The sequence below is a fragment of the Aeromonas sp. Prich7-2 genome (assembly GCF_017939255.1).
Taxonomy (GTDB): domain Bacteria; phylum Pseudomonadota; class Gammaproteobacteria; order Enterobacterales; family Aeromonadaceae; genus Aeromonas; species Aeromonas caviae.
Genome location: NZ_JAGKRI010000018.1, coordinates 1 through 19,207 on the forward strand (window position 1 = coordinate 1; position 19,207 = coordinate 19,207).

Annotated in this window: 17 protein-coding genes; 2 read left to right on the top strand and 15 right to left on the bottom strand. The window is 66.0% G+C overall.

What is annotated here, in order from left to right:
• Positions 1-178: 178 nt before the first annotated feature.
• The 10 genes from J9892_RS04595 to J9892_RS04640 form a co-directional block, all read right to left on the bottom strand.
• Entirely contained in the window at positions 179-1,087 is a 909-nt protein-coding gene (locus J9892_RS04595) for a pseudouridine-5'-phosphate glycosidase (protein ID WP_161470691.1), read from the bottom strand.
• Positions 1,081-2,172 (bottom strand): PfkB family carbohydrate kinase, encoded by a 1,092-nt coding sequence (locus tag J9892_RS04600; protein WP_042014421.1) that lies wholly within the window; start codon positions 2,170-2,172, stop codon positions 1,081-1,083. Before J9892_RS04600 ends, J9892_RS04595 begins: the two co-directional genes overlap by 7 nt.
• A gap of 144 nt (positions 2,173-2,316) precedes the next feature.
• A complete protein-coding gene (gene nirD, locus J9892_RS04605; RefSeq protein WP_111896739.1) occupies positions 2,317-2,670 on the bottom strand; it encodes a nitrite reductase small subunit NirD in 354 nt (117 codons plus the stop codon).
• A gap of 47 nt (positions 2,671-2,717) precedes the next feature.
• The gene (gene nirB / locus J9892_RS04610) at positions 2,718-5,300 is read right to left on the bottom strand and encodes a nitrite reductase large subunit NirB (RefSeq protein WP_210538020.1); all 2,583 of its coding nucleotides are present in this window, start codon (positions 5,298-5,300) and stop codon (positions 2,718-2,720) included.
• A gap of 26 nt (positions 5,301-5,326) precedes the next feature.
• The gene (locus tag J9892_RS04615; protein WP_210538021.1) at positions 5,327-6,148 is read right to left on the bottom strand and encodes an ABC transporter ATP-binding protein; all 822 of its coding nucleotides are present in this window, start codon (positions 6,146-6,148) and stop codon (positions 5,327-5,329) included.
• 31 nt (positions 6,149-6,179) lie between these two features.
• Entirely contained in the window at positions 6,180-7,139 is a 960-nt protein-coding gene (locus J9892_RS04620) for an ABC transporter permease (RefSeq protein WP_102948435.1), read from the bottom strand.
• 14 nt (positions 7,140-7,153) lie between these two features.
• Entirely contained in the window at positions 7,154-8,509 is a 1,356-nt protein-coding gene (locus tag J9892_RS04625; protein WP_246876617.1) for a CmpA/NrtA family ABC transporter substrate-binding protein, read from the bottom strand.
• A gap of 344 nt (positions 8,510-8,853) precedes the next feature.
• Positions 8,854-9,438, bottom strand: a complete 585-nt coding sequence (locus tag J9892_RS04630; RefSeq protein WP_010675452.1) for an ANTAR domain-containing protein — start codon at positions 9,436-9,438, stop codon at positions 8,854-8,856.
• Positions 9,439-9,563: 125 nt separating this feature from the next.
• On the bottom strand, positions 9,564-10,322 hold the full coding sequence (gene cobA / locus J9892_RS04635; RefSeq protein ID WP_010675453.1) for a uroporphyrinogen-III C-methyltransferase: 759 nt from the start codon (positions 10,320-10,322) through the stop codon (positions 9,564-9,566).
• Positions 10,323-10,350: 28 nt separating this feature from the next.
• Positions 10,351-12,975: a nitrate reductase gene (locus J9892_RS04640; RefSeq protein ID WP_198497887.1), complete on the bottom strand. Its 2,625-nt coding sequence runs from the start codon at positions 12,973-12,975 to the stop codon at positions 10,351-10,353.
• A gap of 287 nt (positions 12,976-13,262) precedes the next feature.
• Between J9892_RS04640 and J9892_RS04645 the strand changes: the two genes are divergently transcribed.
• Positions 13,263-13,766 carry an RNA methyltransferase gene (locus J9892_RS04645; protein WP_102948433.1) on the top strand — a complete coding sequence of 168 codons (504 nt, stop codon included), beginning with the start codon at positions 13,263-13,265 and terminating at the stop codon, positions 13,764-13,766.
• Positions 13,767-13,923: 157 nt separating this feature from the next.
• Here the strand turns inward: J9892_RS04645 and J9892_RS04650 are convergent, their stop codons facing one another.
• On the bottom strand, positions 13,924-14,667 hold the full coding sequence (locus J9892_RS04650) for a hypothetical protein (protein ID WP_161470702.1): 744 nt from the start codon (positions 14,665-14,667) through the stop codon (positions 13,924-13,926).
• Positions 14,668-14,861: 194 nt separating this feature from the next.
• Between J9892_RS04650 and J9892_RS04655 the strand changes: the two genes are divergently transcribed.
• Positions 14,862-15,293: a universal stress protein gene (locus J9892_RS04655; protein WP_041212463.1), complete on the top strand. Its 432-nt coding sequence runs from the start codon at positions 14,862-14,864 to the stop codon at positions 15,291-15,293.
• 169 nt (positions 15,294-15,462) lie between these two features.
• On the opposite strand, the gene J9892_RS04660 is transcribed toward J9892_RS04655, so the two are convergent.
• From J9892_RS04660 to crl, 4 genes are all read right to left on the bottom strand, one after another.
• Positions 15,463-16,098 carry a murein L,D-transpeptidase catalytic domain family protein gene (locus J9892_RS04660; RefSeq protein WP_042016892.1) on the bottom strand — a complete coding sequence of 212 codons (636 nt, stop codon included), beginning with the start codon at positions 16,096-16,098 and terminating at the stop codon, positions 15,463-15,465.
• A 156-nt stretch (positions 16,099-16,254) separates the two neighbouring features.
• A complete protein-coding gene (locus tag J9892_RS04665) occupies positions 16,255-17,511 on the bottom strand; it encodes a glutamate-5-semialdehyde dehydrogenase (protein ID WP_328705636.1) in 1,257 nt (418 codons plus the stop codon).
• A 32-nt stretch (positions 17,512-17,543) separates the two neighbouring features.
• Positions 17,544-18,647, bottom strand: coding sequence for a glutamate 5-kinase (proB, locus tag J9892_RS04670; protein WP_048207022.1), 1,104 nt, complete (start codon positions 18,645-18,647; stop codon positions 17,544-17,546).
• A gap of 145 nt (positions 18,648-18,792) precedes the next feature.
• A complete protein-coding gene (gene crl / locus J9892_RS04675; RefSeq protein WP_053288752.1) occupies positions 18,793-19,185 on the bottom strand; it encodes a sigma factor-binding protein Crl in 393 nt (130 codons plus the stop codon).
• Positions 19,186-19,207 lie beyond the last annotated feature (22 nt).

Below are 19,207 nucleotides of genomic sequence, written 5' to 3' on the forward strand. Positions count from 1 at the left end.
TCAAACTTTCCGGGAGGACAGGCGTGAATGAAGTCGAGAGCTTGGTCGATACGCATAAAAAAATCCGAAACCCAACAAGGAGTTTCGGATTCTTACACAGCCTGAGGATCGGTCAATGGATCCTTAACTGATCGGCATTAGGCCTGTTGGCCCTCTTTTGCATCTTTCGCAAAGGTGTTTACAGGCTGGCAGCGATGCGTGCCCCCAGCGCGGCGTTGTTCAGCACCAGCTGGATATTGGCCGCCAGAGAGTTGCCACCGGTCAGCTCGCACACCCGGGCCAGCAGGAAGGGGGTCGACGCCTTGCCCTTCACCCCCTGCTCGTCCGCCTCACGCAGTGCCTGGGCAATGGCGGCGTCGATGTCAGCCTTGGGCATGGCAAACTGGGTCGGAATCGGGTTGGCCACCACGGCGCCCCCGGCCAGCCCCAGCTCCCACTTCAGACGCAGCGCCTCGGCGATGGCCGCCGGGCTCTCCAGGCGGTAATCCACCTTGAAGCCGCTCTCCCGGGTGTAGAAGGCGGGCAGCTCCTCGGTCTGGTAGCCGATCACCGGCACCCCCTGAGTCTCCAGGTACTCCAGGGTCAGACCGATGTCGAGGATCGACTTGGCGCCGGCGCAAACCACGGCCACCGGGGTCTGGGCGAATTCCTGCAGGTCAGCGGAGATGTCGAAGGTCTCCTGGGCGCCGCGATGCACGCCGCCGATGCCGCCGGTGGCGAACACCCGGATCCCGGCCATGGCGGCCACTATCATGGTGGAGGCCACCGTGGTCGCCCCCAGCTCCTTGTTGGCCAGCACGAAGGGGATGTCGCGGCGGCTGCACTTGGTGGCGGCATGACCGGCCCGGCCCAGCGCCTCCAGGGCCCCCGCATCCAGACCCACCTTGAGGCGGCCATCGATGATGGCGATGGTGGCCGGCACGGCGCCGTTGTCCCGCACCACCTGCTCCACCTGGCGCGCCGTCTCCACGTTCTGCGGATAGGGCATGCCGTGGGAGATGATGGTGGACTCCAGGGCCACCACCGGCTTGCCGGCAGCCAGCGCGGCGGCAACTTCAGGTTGGATATCGAGGTAAGCGTTCAACATGGGTACTCCTCCAGCATGCGTTCAACGGCGGCCTTGGATAGGCCGGAAAAGACGGTATCGGAACAATTGACGGTGAGGGCGGCGCAACCGAGGGCGAACCGGGTTGTCTCCATGATGCCCTGCTCCTGCAACCAGGCGTGGGCCAGCCCTGCCATGAAGGCATCACCGCCACCGGTCACGTTGACGACCGGGCTGCCGAGCACGGGCAGATGGCCCTGGCAGGCCCCGTCGCTATAGAAGATCCCCTGATCGCCGAGGCTCAGGAAGAGTCGCTGCACCCCGGCGCGGTGGAACCAGGCCGCCGCCATGGGCCAGGTGTCGGGCCCGCCGATGGTGAAGCCGCACAGTTGCTCCGCCTCGGTGCGATTGGGTTTGAGGGTGTGGATGCGGTGCAGCCAGGGGCGGATCTTCTCCACCTTGGCCACCGACACGGTGTCCACGAAGATGATGTGCTCCCCCTGGCGCTCGAACAGCCAGTCCAGGGTGTGGGTGGCGAGGTTGGTGTCGAGCACCCAGAGCCGGGCCGCACCGAGAAAACCGCTCAGGGGGGTGAGCCGGGCCGGGGTGAGCTGCTCGATGATCCCCATGTCGTTGACGGCGCAGCTCATCTCGCCGCTGCCATCGTGCAGGCTGAGATAGCAGGAGGTCGATTGACCCTCCAGTACCAGCACCTGGCGCACATCGACCCCGGCGCGCTGGCTCACCTCCAGCAGGTGGTGGCCGTATTGATCGTTGCCCACCGCAGTCAGCAGGCGAGTATCGGTGCCAAGGCGCGCCAGGTTCTCGGCGATGTTGCGCCCCACCCCGCCGGCGGAGGTGCGTACCCGGCCCGGGTTGGAATCCCCGATGCGCAGGTTGTCGTGGCTACAGCCGCAGATATCCATGTTGGCGCCGCCGATCACCACGGCGTAGGGGCCTTCGCGCAGCACATAGCCGCGCCCCTGCACATAGCCCTGGCGCATCAGGCTGGAGATGTGGCTCGCCAGCGCGGAGCGGCTGATGCCGAGCCTGTCCGCCAGCTCCTGCTGGGCAATCATGGGATCCTGGCGCAGCAGGGCGAGGATCTCTTGCTCACGTTCCGTCATAGACAAACATCCAATTGCAAACGTTTGTCCATTATTTCCGAAAAACGTTTTCCCGCCATCCTCTCGTACAAGAAATGTCGGGTCGCGCACAAAAAATCACCGGGCAGTGCCCGGCGATCACAACATGGTTTTCAGATGGGCCACTCAGCCCAGCTGTACCCAGACCTCGCTCCCCTCCAGCCGCACCGGCCAGCAGGCGACGCTCAGGGCAGGATCGTCCAGACAGCGACCGTCCATCAGGGCGTAGCGCTGCTTGTACAGCGGCGAGGCCACCACGGGCTCCCCACCGGCATCCCCCACCAGGCCACGCCCCAGCACCGCGACGCCGGCCAGGGGGTCCACCCCGTCCAGGGCATAGACATGCTCCCCGAGGCGAAACAGCGCCAGTACCCGCCCTTCCAGCCAGGCGCTGCGCCCGGCCTGCTCCGGCAGCGCCGCCAGCTCGCACACCCGGTGCCACTGCCCGGAGAGCTGTGCATCGTCCTTGTCATCTTTCATACCACCTCCTTGATACTGATGGCGGGCGTGCAACCCGTTGCCCCCGCTCATACCACCTCCTTGACAGCGATATCCGGCACCCATTGCCCCCGCTCCTCACGGCGCGGCGGCGTCTCGTCCTCGGGCCGGTTGACGAAGGCCTCGAACAGCTTGAGCTTGTCCGGATCCGCCAATGTGCTCTTCCACTCGCACTGCCAGGTGCCGACTATCCCCTCCATCATGGCCTCCAGCTCGGCACCGATGCCGAGCCTGTCCTCGATGATCACCGACCTGAGATAGTCGAGCCCCCCTTCCATGTTCTCCATCCAGACCGAGGTGCGTTGCAGCCTGTCCCCGGTGCGCACGTAGAACATCAGCAGCCGGTCGATGTAGCGGATCAGGGTCTGCTCGTCGAGATCCGTGGCAAAGAGGTCGGCGTGGCGCGGCCGCATGCCGCCGTTGCCGCACACATAGAGGTTCCAGCCCCGCTCGGTGGCGATGACGCCGATGTCCTTGCTCTGGGCCTCGGCGCACTCCCGGGTGCAGCCTGAGACCGCAAACTTCAGCTTGTGTGGTGCCCGCAGCCCCTTGTAGCGGTGTTCCAGGGTCTGGGTCAGGGTCATGGAGTCCTGCACCCCGTAGCGACACCAGGTGGACCCCACACAGGACTTCACGGTGCGCACCGACTTGCCGTAGGCCTGACCGGTCTCGAAGCCCGCCGCCACCAGCTCGCCCCAGATGGCGGGCAGCTGGTCGACCCGGGCGCCGAAGAGATCGATGCGCTGGCCGCCGGTGATCTTGGTGTAGAGGCTGTACTTGCGCGCCACCTCGCCAATGGTGATGAGCCCCTCCGGGGTGATCTCCCCCCCCGGGATGCGCGGCACCACCGAATAGGTGCCGTCCTTTTGCAGGTTCGCAAGGAAGGCGTCGTTGGTATCCTGCAACGCGCGGTGGGGCTTCTCCAGCACGTGCTCGTTCCAGAGGGACGCCAGGATGGAGGCCACCGTCGGCTTGCAGATGTCGCACCCCAGCCCCTGGCCGTGCTTGTCCCGCAGCGCCTCGAAGCTCTTCAGCTCGCCCACCCGGGCCAGGTGATAGAGCTCCTGACGGCCGTAGGCGAAGTGCTCGCACAACCCCTTGTCCGCCTCGACGCCAAGATCCGCCAGGGTCTGATCCACCACTTGCTTGAGCAGGTTGCTGCAACCGCCGCAACCCGTGCCGGCCTTGGTGCAGCTCTTCACCGCCGACAGCTCGTGATTGCCCGCCCGAACGGCGGCCACCACGTCCCCCTTGCTGACGTTGTGGCAGGAGCAGAGGATGGCGCTGTCCGGCAGCACCAGGGGCGCGGGGGCGGCCCCGACCTCCCCCACCAGCAGGGAGAGCGGCGGCTGGGGCAGCGCCACCCCGTTCTGGTAGTATTGCAGCAGCCGCTCGTAATCGGCCCCGTCCCCCACCAGGATGGCGCCGAGCAGGCGGTTGCCCTCGCCGTCGGTCACCAGCTTCTTGTAGATGCCGTTGACCCTGTCCAGCAGCAGCAACTCCTGGGCGCCGGCGGTACTGGCGTGGGCATCGCCGATGGAGCCCACGTCCACCCCCATCAGCTTGAGCTTGGTGGACATGTCGGCCCCGATAAAGCGGGTCTCGCCGCCGCACAGACTGGCCACGGCGGCCCGGGCCATCTGGTAGCCGGGAGCCACCAGGCCGAAGATGCGCCCCTGCCAGAGCGCGCACTCGCCGATGGCGAGGATGGCGGGATCCGAACTGTGGCAGCCGTCGTCGATGCAGATGCCGCCGCGCTCCCCGACCTCCAGCCCGGATTGCCGGGCCAGGGTGTCGGCGGGGCGGATCCCCGCCGAGAACAGCAGCACGTCGGTCTCAATGTGGGAACCGTCCTTGAAACGCAGGCGATGACGGGCCTGCTCCCCCTGCTCGATGCACTCGGTGGCTTTCTCCACCAGCACCTCGACCCCGAGGGCCTGGATCTTGTCCCGCAGCACGGCGCCGCCGCTCTCGTCGAGCTGCACCGGCATCAGCCTGGGGGCGAACTCCACCACCTGGGTCTTGAGGCCGAGCAGGCGCAGGGCGTTGGCCGCCTCCAGCCCCAGCAGGCCGCCACCGATGACCACGCCGCTGCGGGCCTGGGCGCAGGCATCGCGGATGGCGGCGAGATCTCCCAGGGTGCGATAGACGAAGCAGCCCTCCCGCTGATGGCCGGGGATAGGGGGCACGAAGGGGACAGAGCCGGTCGCCAGCACCAAACGGTCGTAAGGGAACCGCTCGCCGTTGGCCAGCGTCAGGGTGCGGGCCGCCCGGTCGAGCACCTCCACCTCGGCCCCCAGCCGCAGCGTTATGCCGCTCTCTTCATACCAGGCGGGATCCGCCATGCGCAGGGCCTGGGGCGCCTTGCCGCCGAATACCTCGGACAGATGCACCCTGTCGTAGGCGGCGTCAGGCTCGGCGCCAAATACCGTCACCTCGAACCGCTCGAGGCCGCCCGCCGCCACCAGTTGCTCGACGAAGTGATGACCCACCATACCGTTGCCCACCACCAGCAGCCGTTGCTTTGCGGTCTGTTCGGCGGAACCACTGTTCTGGCGACCGAGCAGGCCCATGCCGTCCTCTGTCACCCACTGTTGCTCTTTGTCAGTCATGTCTCTCTTCCTTGAATCCGGCGGGCTCAGGCGCGCAGCTTGCTGCGCACCTGCCCGGCTGCCTTGAGGGGGGTCACCTTGCGCTGCTTCTCGTAGAGGAAGCGCAGCACCTGCTGGCGCAGCTTGTGGTAGTGGGGATCGTCCGCCAGGGCGACCCTGTCTCTGGGCCTTGGCAGGTCGACGGTCAGGATCTCACCGACGGTGGCGCTGGGGCCATTGGTCATCATGACGATGCGATCGGAGAGCAGCACCGCCTCGTCCACGTCGTGGGTGATCATGATGACGGTGTTGCCAAGCTCCGCCTGGATCGCCATCAGCGCGTCCTGCAAATGGGCCCGGGTCAGGGCATCGAGGGCGCCGAACGGTTCATCCATCAGCAGCACCTTGGGGGAGAGCGAGAGGGCGCGGGCGATGCCGACCCGCTGCTTCATCCCCCCCGACAGCTCGTGGGGCATCTTCTGGCTGGCGTGATCCATCTGCACCAGGGAGAGGTAGTAGTCCACCCGCTCCGCCACCGCCCGCTTGTTAGACTCCACCTGGGCCACCGCCAGCGCCACGTTCTGCTGGACGCTGAGCCAGGGCAGCAGGGCGTGGTTCTGGAACACCATGGCCCGCTCGGGCCCCGGGCCCGCCACCTCGCGACCATCGAGAATGATGCCCCCCAGGGTCGGCTCCAGCAGCCCGGCCACCAGGTTGAGGACGGTGCTCTTGCCGCAGCCCGAGTGACCGATGAGGGAGACAAACTCCCCCTTCTCGATGCGTAGGTTGACCCGGCTCAAGGCCTCGAAGCTGCCCTGCTCCGTCTCGAACGAGATGCCGACGTCGCTTATCTCCAGATAACTCTTCATTGGCTCTTCTCCTGCCTGAATAGAAATGTGATTAACGCAGCACCTGGCGCTTGTCCCAGGACAACCACTGCTGCAGGGCCAGCATGCCCCTGTCCAGGGCGCAGCCGATGAGGCCTATGGTGATCACCGCCACCATGATGCGGGCCAGAGACGCAGAGCCGCCGCTCTGGAACTCGTCCCACACGAACTTGCCGAGCCCCGGGTTCTGGGCCAGCATCTCCGCCGCGATCAGCACCATCCAGGCCACCCCCAGGGAGAGCCGCAGCCCGGTGAAGATCATGGGCAGGGCCCCTGGCAGCACGATGCGGCGCACATGGGTCACAAAGGAGAGGCGCAGCACCCGGCTGACGTTGTGCAGATCCCCATCCAGCCCCGCCACCCCCACCGCCGTGTTGATCAGGGTCGGCCAGAGGGAGCAGAGGGTCACCGTCAGGGCCGAGGTGAGGAAGGACTTGGCAAGCCAGGGGGCGGGATTGGCGTAGAGGGCGCTCACCACCAGGGTGATGAGGGGCAGCCAGGCCAGCGGCGACACCGGCTTGAGCAGCTGGATCACCGGGTTGGCTGCGCGATAGAGCCCCTGGTTCATGCCGAGCAGCACCCCGCACGGAATGGCGATCAGGGTCGCCAGCGCGAAGCCGCACAGCACGGTGAGCAGGCTGGTGGCTATCTGATCGAAGAAGGTGGGGCGCCCTGTGTAGGGACGCAGCTTCACCTCGGCCGCCGGATCCGCTGCCAGTCGCTCGGCGTTGCGCATCTGCTGGCGTTCGAGGAAGGCCGCCGCCTTCTCCCGCTCCTGCAGATGCTCCTGCCCGAGGGACCAGAGCTGGCTGGCGGTGGCAAGCGGCCCCGGCAGGGTGCCCAGACTGGTCTGCACCTGGCTCGCCCCCCACTGCCAGAGGCCGAGGAAGAGCAGCACGCCGAGCAGGGGCTGCACCGTGATTTTCCAGTTGATGGCTTTTAAATGGATGAGGGGCCATGTGTGTCGTTTCATCGGGATCTCCTTGCTCATTGCACCCGCTCATCGCCCTTGAGGCCGATGGCGAACTGTTGCAGGTAGGCGTTGGGGTGGCGGCCGTCGTAGATGAGGCCGTCGATGAAGCCATCCTGGGGGCCGCGATAGCCCTGCTCGCTGGCAAAGTCGGGGAAGTCACTGGCCTTGAGCTTGCCCTCGGCGATGAGGGCCTCGGCGGCCTGGCGATAGACGTCCGGTTGATAGACGGCCTTGGCCACCTCCTCGAACCAGGCGTCCGGTCTGGCCTCGGGGATCTGGCCCCAGCGCCGCATCTGGGTCAGGTACCAGATGGCGTCGGAGTAATAGGGATAGGTGGCGTGGTGGCGGAAGAAGACGTTGAAATCCGGCACCTGGCGCTTGTCCCCCCTGGCGTACTCGAAGGTGCCCGTCATGGAGCTGGCGATCACCTGCTCGTCCGCCCCCACGTACTCGGGTTTGGCCAGCAGCTTGGCCGCCGCGCGCCGGTTGCCGTTGTCGTCTGCATCCAGCCACCAGGCCGCCCGCAGCAGCGCCTTCACCAGCCGCACATGGGTGTTGGGGTGACGCTCGGCCCACTGCCGGGTGACGCCGAACACCTTCTCCGGGTTGTTGCGCCAGATCTCGTTATCCGTGATGACGGGCACCCCTATGCCCCTGGCGACCGCCTGCTGGTTCCAGGGCTCCCCCACGCTGTAGCCGGCGATGGTCCCCGCCTCCAGGGTGGCGGGCATCTGGGGGGGCGGAGTCACCGACAGCAGCACGTCCGCCTGGCGCTGGCCCGAGTTGTCGCCGAGCCGGGGCGCATAGAAACCGGGGTGCAGGCCACCTGCTGCCAGCCAGTACCTCAGCTCGTAGTTGTGGGGGGAGACGGGGAAGACCATCCCCATGTTGAAGGGCTTGCCCCCCTGGCGATACTCCGCCACCACGGGCTTGAGGGCGGCGGCGCTCACCGGGGGCGGCACCTGGCCCGCCTGCGGCCTGGGCAACTGGGGCACCATGGCGGCCCAGACGCTGTTGGCCACCGTGATGGCGTTGCCGTTGAGATCCATGGCAAACGCCGTCACCAGCTCGGCCTGGGTGCCGATGCCGATGTGGGCCGCCAGAGGCTGGCCCGCCAGCATCTGGGCACCGTCCAGCTCGCCGTCTATCACCCGATCCAGCAGGATCTTCCAGTTCGCCTGGGCTTCGAGGGTGACGTAGAGTCCCTCATCCTCGAAATAGCCCCGCTCGTAGGCCACCGCCAGCGGCGCCATGTCGGTCAGCTTGATGAAGCCGAGCCTGAGCTCCTCCTGCTCCGGGGCTCCCAGTGCCAGCACCGGCAGCGACAGCGCCGCCAGCAGCAGCCCCGCACATCCTTGTCGTCCGTTCATTGCATCTCCTCCCTCGGTTCCGGGTCAGGGCCATGGCGCCAGGCTGCCTGGAATCGCAGTGCCACCTCGTTGCAGCGCTGCGACCCAAGGTGCGTCGCGACCAAAAAAAAGCCCCGCCGATCCGGGATCGGCGGGGCTTCTTTGCCCTGTTGCGGGTGAGTGACCTGACCGGCCCCTCACTGCGCATCGTTACTTCATTGCTATCGTGTTTTTGTTATTCACTTTCCGTGCCAGCTCGTCCAGGGTGCATCAGGCGGCCCTTTGCGGCCTGTGGTGCCCTGATCCTCCCTCAAGTTTGCCTCAATTAGGCGCAGTTGCACCAAAACGGTTGGCCACGGGAGCGCTCAGGCGGGCAAAGCCTGCAGCAGTTGCCGCGCCAGCTCCCCCAGGCTCAGGTGACGGCTCATGGCGGTGCTGCGCATCAGGCGATAGGCCTCGTCCTCGTCCAGCCCCTGATGGCGCATCAGGCGTCCCTTGGCCTGCTCGATGAGCCGCCTATCCTCCAGCTTCTGGCGCAGCTCGCTCTCGGTCTGCATCAGGGCCTGCACCATGGCGAGCTGACTGCGGGCCAGACGCAGCCACTGCTCCACCGGCTCACGCTCGCCGCAAGGGTGGGGCACCAGCAACACCCCCTGCTGCAACAGGGCGAGCTGGGTATCGCCCCCCAGCCGCTCGCAGAACAAGAGCCGCGGCATGTCGGGCCAAAGGGAGAGGCCAAGGCGTACCTCGGCGCTGAACTGGCGGCAACTGACGAGCAGGGCATCCCCCCTCTGCGTCGGAGTCAGCAACTGGCGGGTATCGAGGATCCCGGGCTGATGGCCGTAGTGACTGACCAGCAGGGCCAGGCGGTTCGCCTGGCCCGGGTCATCGGCGTGGATCAACAGCCGGGAAGCGGGGCCGTCCTGGCCCCGGGTGGAAAAAGTGGTCATGGCGCTCCTTGCCGGCGACGATCGCGTTCTGTCTGGCGAAAATGCCGCAACATGAAGGCCAACTCTTTGAATCTACCTCCTTTTTATCTATCAGGAGGTAGTGGGGGTAGAGGGAAAATCGCCCCTCAGGCGACCCGTTCCAGGGCCTCCGTCAGCAGCCCCTGCAGCTCGGCGCGCAGCCGCACTACCTCCCCCATGATGATCAGCACCGGGCTCTGGCCCAGCAGGGCACGGGCGGCCTGCTCCAGGCCATCGAGCGTGGCCTCGTGCACCTGCTGGCGGGGGCTGCAGCCAGCCACCACCAGGGCCACCGGCAGCGCGCCCGGAGCCCCCGCCCTCAACATCCCTTCCCGAATGCGGGCCGCCCGCTCCAGCCCCATGTAGAACACCAGGGTGTGGCCCGCCCGGGTCAACCCCTGCCAGCCCTGATAGTCGCGCTCGTCCATCAGGTGCCCCGTCACCAGGGTCAGGGAGCGGGCCAGCCCCCTGTGGGTCAGGGGAATGAAGCTGCTGGCGGCGCACCCCAGGGCCGCCGTGATCCCCGGCACCAGCTCGGCCTCAATGCCGTGCCGGGCCAGGTGCAGCGCCTCCTCGCCACCGCGCCCGAACACCAGGGGATCCCCTCCCTTGAGGCGCACCACCCGCTTGCCCGTGCGGGCCAGGGCCAGCAGCAGGGCGTTGATCTCCTCCTGGGTCGGGCTCGGTTCACCACAGCGTTTGCCCACGTCGAAGCGGGCCGCCCCGTGGGGAATGCGGGCCAGGATCTCGCTCCCCACCAGGCGGTCATAGACCACGACCTCTGCCGCCTCCAGACGGTGCAGGGCGCGCAGGGTCAACAATTCGAGGGGCCCGGGGCCCGCTCCCACCAGACTGATTTGGCTCATCTCAGGCTCCTTGTGTCCTGGCACCGCACTAAGCGGATGCCAGGAAAACATGTTTGATCAACAGCTTGTCGATTTCGGGCAGACAGGTGCCGCAGTTGCTGCCACAGCCGAGCAGGGCCTGCAGCCCCGCCAACTCGCTCACCCCCTGCCGGGTGATGGCATCGACGATGCGCTGCTCCGAGACCCGCAGGCAGGAGCAGACCAGCCGGCTCTCCCCGGCCAGGGCCTGGCTCAGGGTCTGGCTCAGGGCCCCCGCCTGGAGCGGCGTGCCGAGCAGACTGGCCAGCAGGTCGACCTTGATGTCCGGGCGCCGCGCCCCCACCAGCAGGATCCCCTCGATACGATCTCTGGCCAGGGCCACGGCCAGCCACCCCTCCTTCATGGGCAGCCTGAGCCAGTGCCCCTCGGCCCCCAGCCGTTGCCACAGGCTCTCTGTGCTCTCTGACCAGGAGGCCAGCAGGGTGCAGTTACCCTCGGGCAGGGGGCGCCTGGCCCACCAGTCCACCGGCTCGCGCCACTCACCACGGCCACACCAGAGCCCTTGCCAGCGGGTGAGCTGCGCCCTGGCCTGCACCCGCCCCTGTTTGAACATCGGCTGGCCGGAAAGGGGATCCACCACGGGGGCGATGAGGCGGTTGACCGCCCCCTGGCTGCACTGGCTGTCGGTCCAGTGCATGGGCAGGAAGGCCTCCCCCTCCCTGAGACCCTCATCCAGCCCCACCAGCAGCAGCGCCTCCCCGAGCCCGTTGCAAAGGCGCACCAGATCCCCCTCCTTCACGCCAAGCGCCAGCAGGCTGGCGGCACCCATTCGTACCCTGGGCCAGGGCTCGGCCTCCTGCAACCGGGGCACGTGGCCGGTGCGGGTCATGGTGTGCCACTGATCCCGCAGGCGGCCACTGTTGAGGAGCAGGGAGACAGCCCCTGCAAGCAGGGGCGTTTCTGGCTGCTCGGGGAAGCGCTGGGCCAGGGGCAGCAGGCGGGCCCGGCCATCCGGGGTGGCAAAGCGCCCATCCTCGAACAGGCGATCCCGCCCACGGGGCCAGTCGGCATTGACGGGCCAGCGCAGGGGTTCCAACGCCTCGAATTCGGCGCGGGTGAGACCCGCCAGCCCGGAGATGTCGAACTGGCGGGATCCGCCGTTATCAAACCCGGAGAGGGCGGCATGCTCGCAGAAGATCTCATGCTCGTGCTCATAGGCGAACCCCTCGCCAAAGCCGAGCCGGCGGGCGAGCCGGGTCAGGGCCCACCAGTCTGGCCTGGCCTCCCCCGGCAGAGGCAGGAAGGCGCGCTGGCGGCTGATGGTGCGCTCGGAGTTGGTGACGGTGCCGCTCTTCTCCCCCCAGGCGGCGGCAGGCAACAGCAGGTGGGCGAGGCGCGCCGTGTCGGTGTTGGCCGTCACCTCGGAGACCACCAGCAGCTCGCAGCGGCTCAGGGCCTCGCGCACCCGGTTGCCGTCCGGCAGGGAGACGGCCGGGTTGGTGCCGAGCACCCAGAGCGCGCGGATCTCCCCCCGGTGCACCGCCTCGAACAGCTCGACGGCCTTGTGCCCCGGCCCGCGCACCATGGTCGGGCTTCCCCAGAAGCGCTGTACCCGATCGCACTCGGCCTCGCCAAAGCCCATGTGGGCGGCGAGCTGGGTCGCGAGCCCTCCCACCTCACGCCCTCCCATGGCGTTGGGTTGCCCCGTCATGGAGAAGGGAGCCGCCCCCGGCTTGCCGATGCGACCGCACATCAGGTGGGCGTTGATGATGGCGTTGGCCTTGTCTACCCCCTGGTTGGACTGGTTGATCCCCTGGCAGAACAGGGTGACGGTCTTGGGGGTGCGGGCGAACAGTTGGTAAAACCCGAGCAGATCGCTGCGGGAGAGGCCGCAGCTGCGGGCCACCTCGTCCAGTTGCCAGGCCGGATCGTCCAGCGCGCCCGCAAGTTCCTCGAAACCGCTCACGTGCTGTGCCACATAGGCCTTGTCCCAGCCATCGACATCGAGCAGGAAGCGGCACAGGCCGTTCCAGAGCGTCACGTCGCTGCCGGGTTTGAGCGCCAGGTGCAGATCCCCCTGCTCCGCCGTCATGGTGCGGCGGGGATCCAGCACCACCAGCTTGAGCTCGGGGCGCCGCGCCCTGGCCTGCTGCAGGCGGCGAAACAGCACGGGATGGGTCCAGGCGGTGTTGGCACCGGTCAGCACCACCAGATCCGCGAGCGCCAGATCCTCGTAACAGGCGGGCACCAGATCCTCCCCGAAGGCGCGCTGGTGGGCCACCACCGCCGACGACATGCAGAGCCGGGAGTTTGTGTCCACGTTGGCACTGCCGAGGTACCCCTTCATCAGCTTGTTGGCGACGTAGTAATCCTCGGTGGTGAGCTGGCCCGACAGATAGATGCCGATGGCATCCGGCCCGGACTCGGCCAGGATGGCGGCAAAACGCTCCGCCAGGGTGTCCAGGGCCTCCTCCCAGCCGATGCGCTGCCCCATCCAGCGCGGATAGAGCAGGCGATCGGGAAAGGCCAGGCTCTCCAGCAGGCTGGCCCCCTTGACGCACAGGGCGCCGCCGTTGGCCGGATGCTGCTCATCCCCCTGCAACTGCCAGTTGTCCCCCTCCCGGCTCAGCCGGATGCCGCACCCCACTCCGCAATAGGCACAGGTGGTCTTCATTCCCTTGCTCCTTGTCATGTGTCTGACGAGGGGCCCATAAAAAAAAAAGCGTCCGCCCCCCTGCGGGGACGGACGCCTTTGTCCGGATGCCTCATCGTCTTGTATGGGGAAGTGACTGCAAACCCCGCGCCAGGATGCAAGGGGCGCCGCCATTGCGCATCAGGGGGTCGGGCTGCGCCGCCACGGTGCAGCCGCCCCCTTGTTGGGCCCGCCTTGCGGGAATCCGCCCCGCACGCTGGGCAAGGGGCCCACCGGGGGTATAATGCGCCGCCACACAGGAGAGAGAGATGAAAGTGTCAGATGAAGGCGCTGCCTGGCAGCACCGGGCAGATGCCCGGGAGAGAGGGGACTATTGCGCCATCGGGCTGGTCAATCCCAAATCCCCGGAGAACGTGGGTGCCGTGATGCGGGCCGCCGGCTGCTACGGGGCGGACGAAGTCTACTACACGGGGCAGCGCTTCGAGCTGGCGAGGCGTTTTGTCACCGACACCAAGCAGATGGTGGAGAAGATCCCCCTGCTCGGGGTCGAGGAGCTGCTGGACTTCGTGCCCGAGGGCTGCACCCCTGTGCTGGTGGATTTGATCGAGGGGGCCACGCCCCTGCCGGATTACGTGCACCCCGAGAGAGCCTTCTACATCTTCGGCCCGGAGGATGGCACCCTGGAACCCGCCCGCTTCGCGGCGGTGAAGGAGGTCATCTATGTGCCGACTCAGGGTTGCATGAACCTGGCCGCCTCGGTCAACGTCATCCTCTATGACAGGTTGGCCAAGACGCTCAGAGCCAAAGGCTGAGGCAGGACAAGACGTTATCTATGTGGCCAGACCGACAGGCTGCATGCACCTCACCGCCTCGGTCAACGTCATCCTTTATGACCGGTTGGCCAAGACGCTCAGAGCCAAAGGCTGAGGCAGGACAAGAGGGGCCCGATGACGGCATCAGGCCCGACAGCTAGGGCTGTGGCTTGTTCGCCCGCACCACCTGTTCCCTGAGAAAGTCCTGGTAGTAGTCGTAGAGCTTGTTCTGCCGATAGATCTCCGCCAGCTTGCCCTGCCTTATCAGTGTGCGCATGCCGGGATCCCAGAGCCCGTGCAACTCCCTGCCCTTCGGGGTATCGGCGAAGATGGGGTAGGTCGGGATCCAGCGCAGGAATACCTGTACCAGCTCGGGGGGAAGGGAGCCTTCGGGGTAGAGGGCGCCGTCGGTCAGGTAGTAGCGGTAACGCCCCTTGATCAGCAATTGCAGCGCCATCTCGTAGCTGTCTATCTCGAACCAGCGCATCGGCTCCGGGATGAACTTGTCAAAGGCCCACCCCCTCAGCCAGAGCACCTCCTGCTCCTTGAGGCTGTGCTCCCCTGCCCAGTGCGGCAGCCAGCGCTTTTGCATCACCACGCTCACGTAGTCCGCCGAGTCGGGGTAGTCGGGCTGATGGACCCCGGGCACTTCTCCCCGATAGACCCCCATCGCCATGTCCCCCTCCTTTTGCGACACCACCGCCAGTGCCCGTTTGTAAGGCACCATGTGAAGCTTCACCTCGTGCCCCAGGGGTTCATAGATGGCTCGAACCACACCCAGATAGACCCCCTTGCCGTCCCGGTGACAGAAGCCGGGCCAGTCGTCGCAATAGACGTGTATGGTGTCTGCCCGCACGAACGAGGTGATCAGCAGGCAACAGAACAGAAAAAGACGAACCATGAATATCCTCAGTGATATGGCACTCGGCAGATGCTCACCGCCGGACGGCCCGTTCAGGCATACAGATAGCATAGAAAAACAGAGTCCCGGCCGACATTTTCCCCATTTTGCGAGCGGGTCGAGGGTTATTGTCGCCCCACAGCGTATCATGGCAAACAAGATTCATTAGTAGCCCAACTTGAGGGGAGATTCTCATGCCAACCATCAAATCCCTGCTCTGCCCCGTCGATTTCTCCGAGATGTCCAGAGCGGTACTCGACTACGCCGTCTTCATGGCCAACACCCACCAGGCCGAGCTCAAACTGGTCCACGTGGTGGATCAGCTGCACGGCTTCGACAGCTACAAGATCCTGCACATGACGGCCATCGAGATCACCCACGAGATGGAACGCCAGGCCAAGAGTCAGCTCAAGGAACTGGTCGCCTGCCTGCCCATTCCGGCCAAGTTCGAGGTCCGTTTTGGCCGCGCCGCCGATGAAATCGTCCTCCAGGCGAAGGAAGACAAGGTGGATCTCGTGGTCATGGGCAGCCATGGCCGCTCCGGCATCACCCACCTGCTGGTGGGCAGCGTGGCGGAATCCGTGGTGCGCCACGCTCCCTGCCCTGTGCTGGTGGTCCGCAAATAATCCCCGCCTGATGCGCCAAGGCCAGCATATGCTGGCCTTTTTGCTGTTCATTGCCATGGGATGCTCATCTCAGAACCGGTGCACGAGGGATAACGAGAGGTCGTCGGCAAGGTAGAGCGCCGCCCACCAGTCCTGGTGACGCCCTCGCAGCAGGCTCGCGGGCAGGGTCTCAGCCATGGGCATAGATGACGCTCCCTCCCTTGATGGTGTCGATAATGGCCCTGGACTGCTCCCTTGGCAGGGCCGGGCATCCCCAGCTGCGCCCCAGCTTGTCAAACTTCTGCAGATGCCTGGGGCTGGCGTAGTCCGCCCCGTGCACCACGATGGCGCGCTTGCGGGCATTGCTGTTCTTGCCGGGACTGAGGCCGTCGAGACGCAGGGAGTAACCGTGCTTGCCCTGATAGGTCTCGGCGGTGCGGTAGACCCCCAGGGAACTTTGCCGGGAATTCATCTGATTGGAGAACTGGCGGGCGGCCAGCTCCCCCGAATTGCGGCCGTGGCTGACCCAGGTGTGGTAGAGCAGCTTGTGGCGCTTGACGTCGATGACGAACAGCCGGCGCATGGTCGAGGGCTTGCTGTAGTCGATGATGGTGAGAATGGGTTTTCGCTTGTGGCGCACGCTCTGGTAACCGTCCAGGGCCTTGCGAAACACGCGGCTGTCGAGCTTGCCAGCCAGGCCGAGCTGACGATAGAGATCCTGGTCCCAGCTGGCGTGGCTGGCGCCGCTGAAACAGAGCGCCCCCAGCAGCAGTGGCAGGCTCAGCCAGAGGCTGCCCCACCACGCACTTCTATCCTGTCCCTTCATCCTTGAAGTTGCTCCCCTTGCTGTCGCTGGCCTGATGCCCCGGGTGACACCGCATCCTGCTGGATAGTTATATGCAAGCCATTGATTGCGGGCAATAAAAAAGCACAAAAATGCCGACCTGAGTCGGCATTGTCCTGCTTGCTGAGCGTGCCTGGATCAGGCACGGCTGAGATAATCCGCCTGCCCCACCCACTTGTAGCTGGTGAGTTCGGTCAGCCCCATGGGGCCACGGGCGTGAAGCATCTGGGTCGAGACCGCCACCTCGGCCCCGAGGCCAAACTGGCCGCCGTCGGTGAAGCGGGTAGAGGCGTTGACATAGACCGCCGCCGAACCGGCCCCGTTGACGAAACGCTCGGCATTGGCGAGGGAGTTGGTCAGGATGGCATCGGAGTGGCCGGCGTTGTGCTCGCGCATATGGGCCAGCGCCTCGTTGACGTCCGCCACCACCTTGACCCCCAGGGTCAGCCCCAGCCACTCGGTGTCGAAATCTTCCGGCCCCGCGTCGCACAGGTTCTCGCTGCCAACCAGCAGCGCCATGGCATTGGGCGCGCCCACCAGGGTCACCTTGCGCTCGTTCATCAGAGCCACCAGTTGCGGCAGCAAGGTGGCCGCCACCTTCTCGTGTACCAGCAGGGTATCGAGGGCGTTGCAGGCGGAGGGGCGCTGCACCTTGGCGTTCTCGATGACCGCCAGGGAACGCGCCAGATCGGCGCTCTCGTCCACGAAGATATGGCTGATACCGAACCCGCCGATGATGACGGGGATGGAGCTGTTCTCCTTGCACATCTTGTGAAGACCCGCGCCGCCGCGGGGGATGATCATGTCCACGTAGCGGTCGAGGCGCAGCAACTCGGCCACCAGCGCCCTGTCCGGGTTGTCGATGTACTGCACCGCCGCCTCGGGCAGGCCGGACGCCGCCAGGGCATGCTGGATCACCCGCACCAACTCCAGGTTGGAGTGGAAGGTCTCGCGACCACCGCGCAGAATGCTGGCGTTGCCGGTCTTGAGGCAGAGGCTGGCGATGTCGATGGTGACATTGGGGCGCGCCTCGTAGATGACGCCGATGACCCCGATGGGCACCCGGCGACGGGAGAGGCGCAGGCCATTCTCCAGCACCCGGCTGTCGATTTCGGCCCCGACCGGATCGTCCAGGGTGATCACCTTGCGCACATCCGCCACTATGCCGGCAAGGCGCGCCGGGTTGAGCAGCAGGCGATCCAGCATCGCTTCCGTGAGCCCCGCCTCGCGCCCGGCGGCAATGTCTTTCTCGTTGGCCGCCAGGATCTGGGCACTGCGTGCTTCCAGTTCATCGGCGATGGCCGCCAGCGCCCGGTTCTTCTGTGCCGTGCTGACGGTGGCCAGTTGATAGGCGGCTTCACGGGCCGCCTGCCCCATTTTCTCCAGACTCATCACAGTTCCCTTTTGTTCATGCGGTGCCGCCCTGTTCAGAGCAGCACCATGTCATCACGGTGGATGGCCACGGCCCCATAGCCGTAACCCAATACCTGTTCAATCTGATCCGAGTGGACACCGCGCAGCCGATCCAGCTCCAGATGGTCGTAACGGCAGATACCGCGAGCCAGCTCGCTCCCCTTGGGATCCAGGATACGCACCACGTCGCCACGCACGAAATCTCCCTTCACCGCGACGATGCCCTTGGGCAGCAGGCTGGAGCCCTTCTCCTGCATGGCGGCCACGGCCCCCTGATCCACCTGCACTTCGCCGTGAGGAGGGGGCCCTGCCAGGATCCAGCTCTTGCGCCCTTCCAGGGGGGATGCCAGGGCCGGGAACAGGGTCCCCACCCGCTCCCCGGCGGCGAGGCGGCCGATCACTTCCGGGATCTGGCCGGTGGCAATCACCACGTCCACCCCGGCGCGGCGTGCCACGTCGGCGGCCTGCAACTTGGTGGCCATGCCACCGGTGCCAAGGCCGCTCACGCTGTCACCGGCAAGGGAGCGCAGGGTGTCATCTATGGTCTGCACCTCTTCGATGAGCTGGGCATCCGGGTTGGTGCGCGGGTCGGCGGTGAAGAGCCCCTTCTGATCCGTGAGCAGGACCAGCAAGTCCGCATCCGCCAGGATGGCGGCACGGGCAGAGAGGTTGTCGTTGTCCCCCACCTTGATCTCGGCGGTGGCCACGGCGTCGTTCTCGTTGATGACGGGGATGATGCGGTGATCGAGCAGAGTGCGCAGGGTGTCGCGGGCATTGAGGTAGCGCTCCCTGTCTTCCAGGTCGGCGCGGGTCAGCAGCATCTGGCCGATGTGCAGCCCGTAGAGGTTGAACAGGTCCTGCCATACCCGGATGAGCTGGGTCTGACCCACCGCCGCCAGCATCTGCTTGTTCGGCAGGGTAGGCGCCAGCGGAGGGTGGCCCAGATGCTCGCGACCGGCGGCGATGGCCCCCGACGTGACCAGCACGACACGGTGCCCGTGTCGATGCAAGGCGGCACATTGTCTGACCAGCTCGACCATGTGGGCACGGTTGAGGCGGGCAGATCCCCCGGTGAGCACGCTGGTGCCCAGTTTGACGACTATGGTTCTGTTTTCCATGGGAACGAAGGGTTAGAAAAGTAAGGAATCCCTTTATACCCACGGCCCTCCTGCCCTGCAAGGCAATTAAGCCTCGCCAGGCAGTTGCAGGCTCGGTGACAAAGCATCGGGGTACCCCGCACCGGGAAGATGCGGGGCTTGGGGATCAGGCTGCCGTCACGCTCAGTTCGGCGGTCACCTGCTTCGCGGGGGAGAGGGTGCACTCCAGCTGGGTCAATTTGCCGCTGATGAGCTTGTAGAAATGTTGCAGGGTGCGTTCCACTTCCGCCTGATGCTTCTTGGGCAGCGCCTTGTCGATCCACTCCCCGTCCGCGTTGTAGAACCCCGTCTGATAGTGGTAGCTGAAGCTGTGATCCGCCTGCTCCAGCACCAGCCACCAGCCCCAGAACTCCCGCTTGTCCGGGGCAGGCTTGGCGCTGACGCAGACGGACAGGCAGTCAAAGCGGTATCGGCCCTCCTCGCACAGGTCTTCACGCAAATAGGGGCCAATGGCCGCGAACTGCCGCAGCAATCGCTTGTAAGTCACTCCTTCCGACATGCTAACCTCCCTGTTGAACAAG

Excerpts from the sequence above, each read along its gene's own strand:
- J9892_RS04620 (WP_102948435.1), bottom strand. The coding sequence starts at position 7,139 with ATGAAACGACACACATGGCCCCTCATCCATTTAAAAGCCATCAACTGG.
- J9892_RS04655 (WP_041212463.1), top strand. The coding sequence starts at position 14,862 with ATGCCAACCATCAAATCCCTGCTCTGCCCCGTCGATTTCTCCGAGATG.
- J9892_RS04660 (WP_042016892.1), bottom strand. The coding sequence starts at position 16,098 with ATGAAGGGACAGGATAGAAGTGCGTGGTGGGGCAGCCTCTGGCTGAGC.
- J9892_RS04645 (WP_102948433.1), top strand. The coding sequence starts at position 13,263 with ATGAAAGTGTCAGATGAAGGCGCTGCCTGGCAGCACCGGGCAGATGCC.
- J9892_RS04630 (WP_010675452.1), bottom strand. The coding sequence starts at position 9,438 with ATGACCACTTTTTCCACCCGGGGCCAGGACGGCCCCGCTTCCCGGCTG.
- J9892_RS04600 (WP_042014421.1), bottom strand. The coding sequence starts at position 2,172 with ATGACGGAACGTGAGCAAGAGATCCTCGCCCTGCTGCGCCAGGATCCC.
- proB (WP_048207022.1), bottom strand. The coding sequence starts at position 18,647 with ATGGAAAACAGAACCATAGTCGTCAAACTGGGCACCAGCGTGCTCACC.
- crl (WP_053288752.1), bottom strand. The coding sequence starts at position 19,185 with ATGTCGGAAGGAGTGACTTACAAGCGATTGCTGCGGCAGTTCGCGGCC.
- J9892_RS04650 (WP_161470702.1), bottom strand. The coding sequence starts at position 14,667 with ATGGTTCGTCTTTTTCTGTTCTGTTGCCTGCTGATCACCTCGTTCGTG.
- J9892_RS04640 (WP_198497887.1), bottom strand. The coding sequence starts at position 12,975 with ATGAAGACCACCTGTGCCTATTGCGGAGTGGGGTGCGGCATCCGGCTG.
- J9892_RS04615 (WP_210538021.1), bottom strand. The coding sequence starts at position 6,148 with ATGAAGAGTTATCTGGAGATAAGCGACGTCGGCATCTCGTTCGAGACG.
- nirD (WP_111896739.1), bottom strand. The coding sequence starts at position 2,670 with ATGAAAGATGACAAGGACGATGCACAGCTCTCCGGGCAGTGGCACCGG.
- J9892_RS04625 (WP_246876617.1), bottom strand. The coding sequence starts at position 8,509 with ATGAACGGACGACAAGGATGTGCGGGGCTGCTGCTGGCGGCGCTGTCG.
- nirB (WP_210538020.1), bottom strand. The coding sequence starts at position 5,300 with ATGACTGACAAAGAGCAACAGTGGGTGACAGAGGACGGCATGGGCCTG.
- cobA (WP_010675453.1), bottom strand. The coding sequence starts at position 10,322 with ATGAGCCAAATCAGTCTGGTGGGAGCGGGCCCCGGGCCCCTCGAATTG.
- J9892_RS04595 (WP_161470691.1), bottom strand. The coding sequence starts at position 1,087 with ATGTTGAACGCTTACCTCGATATCCAACCTGAAGTTGCCGCCGCGCTG.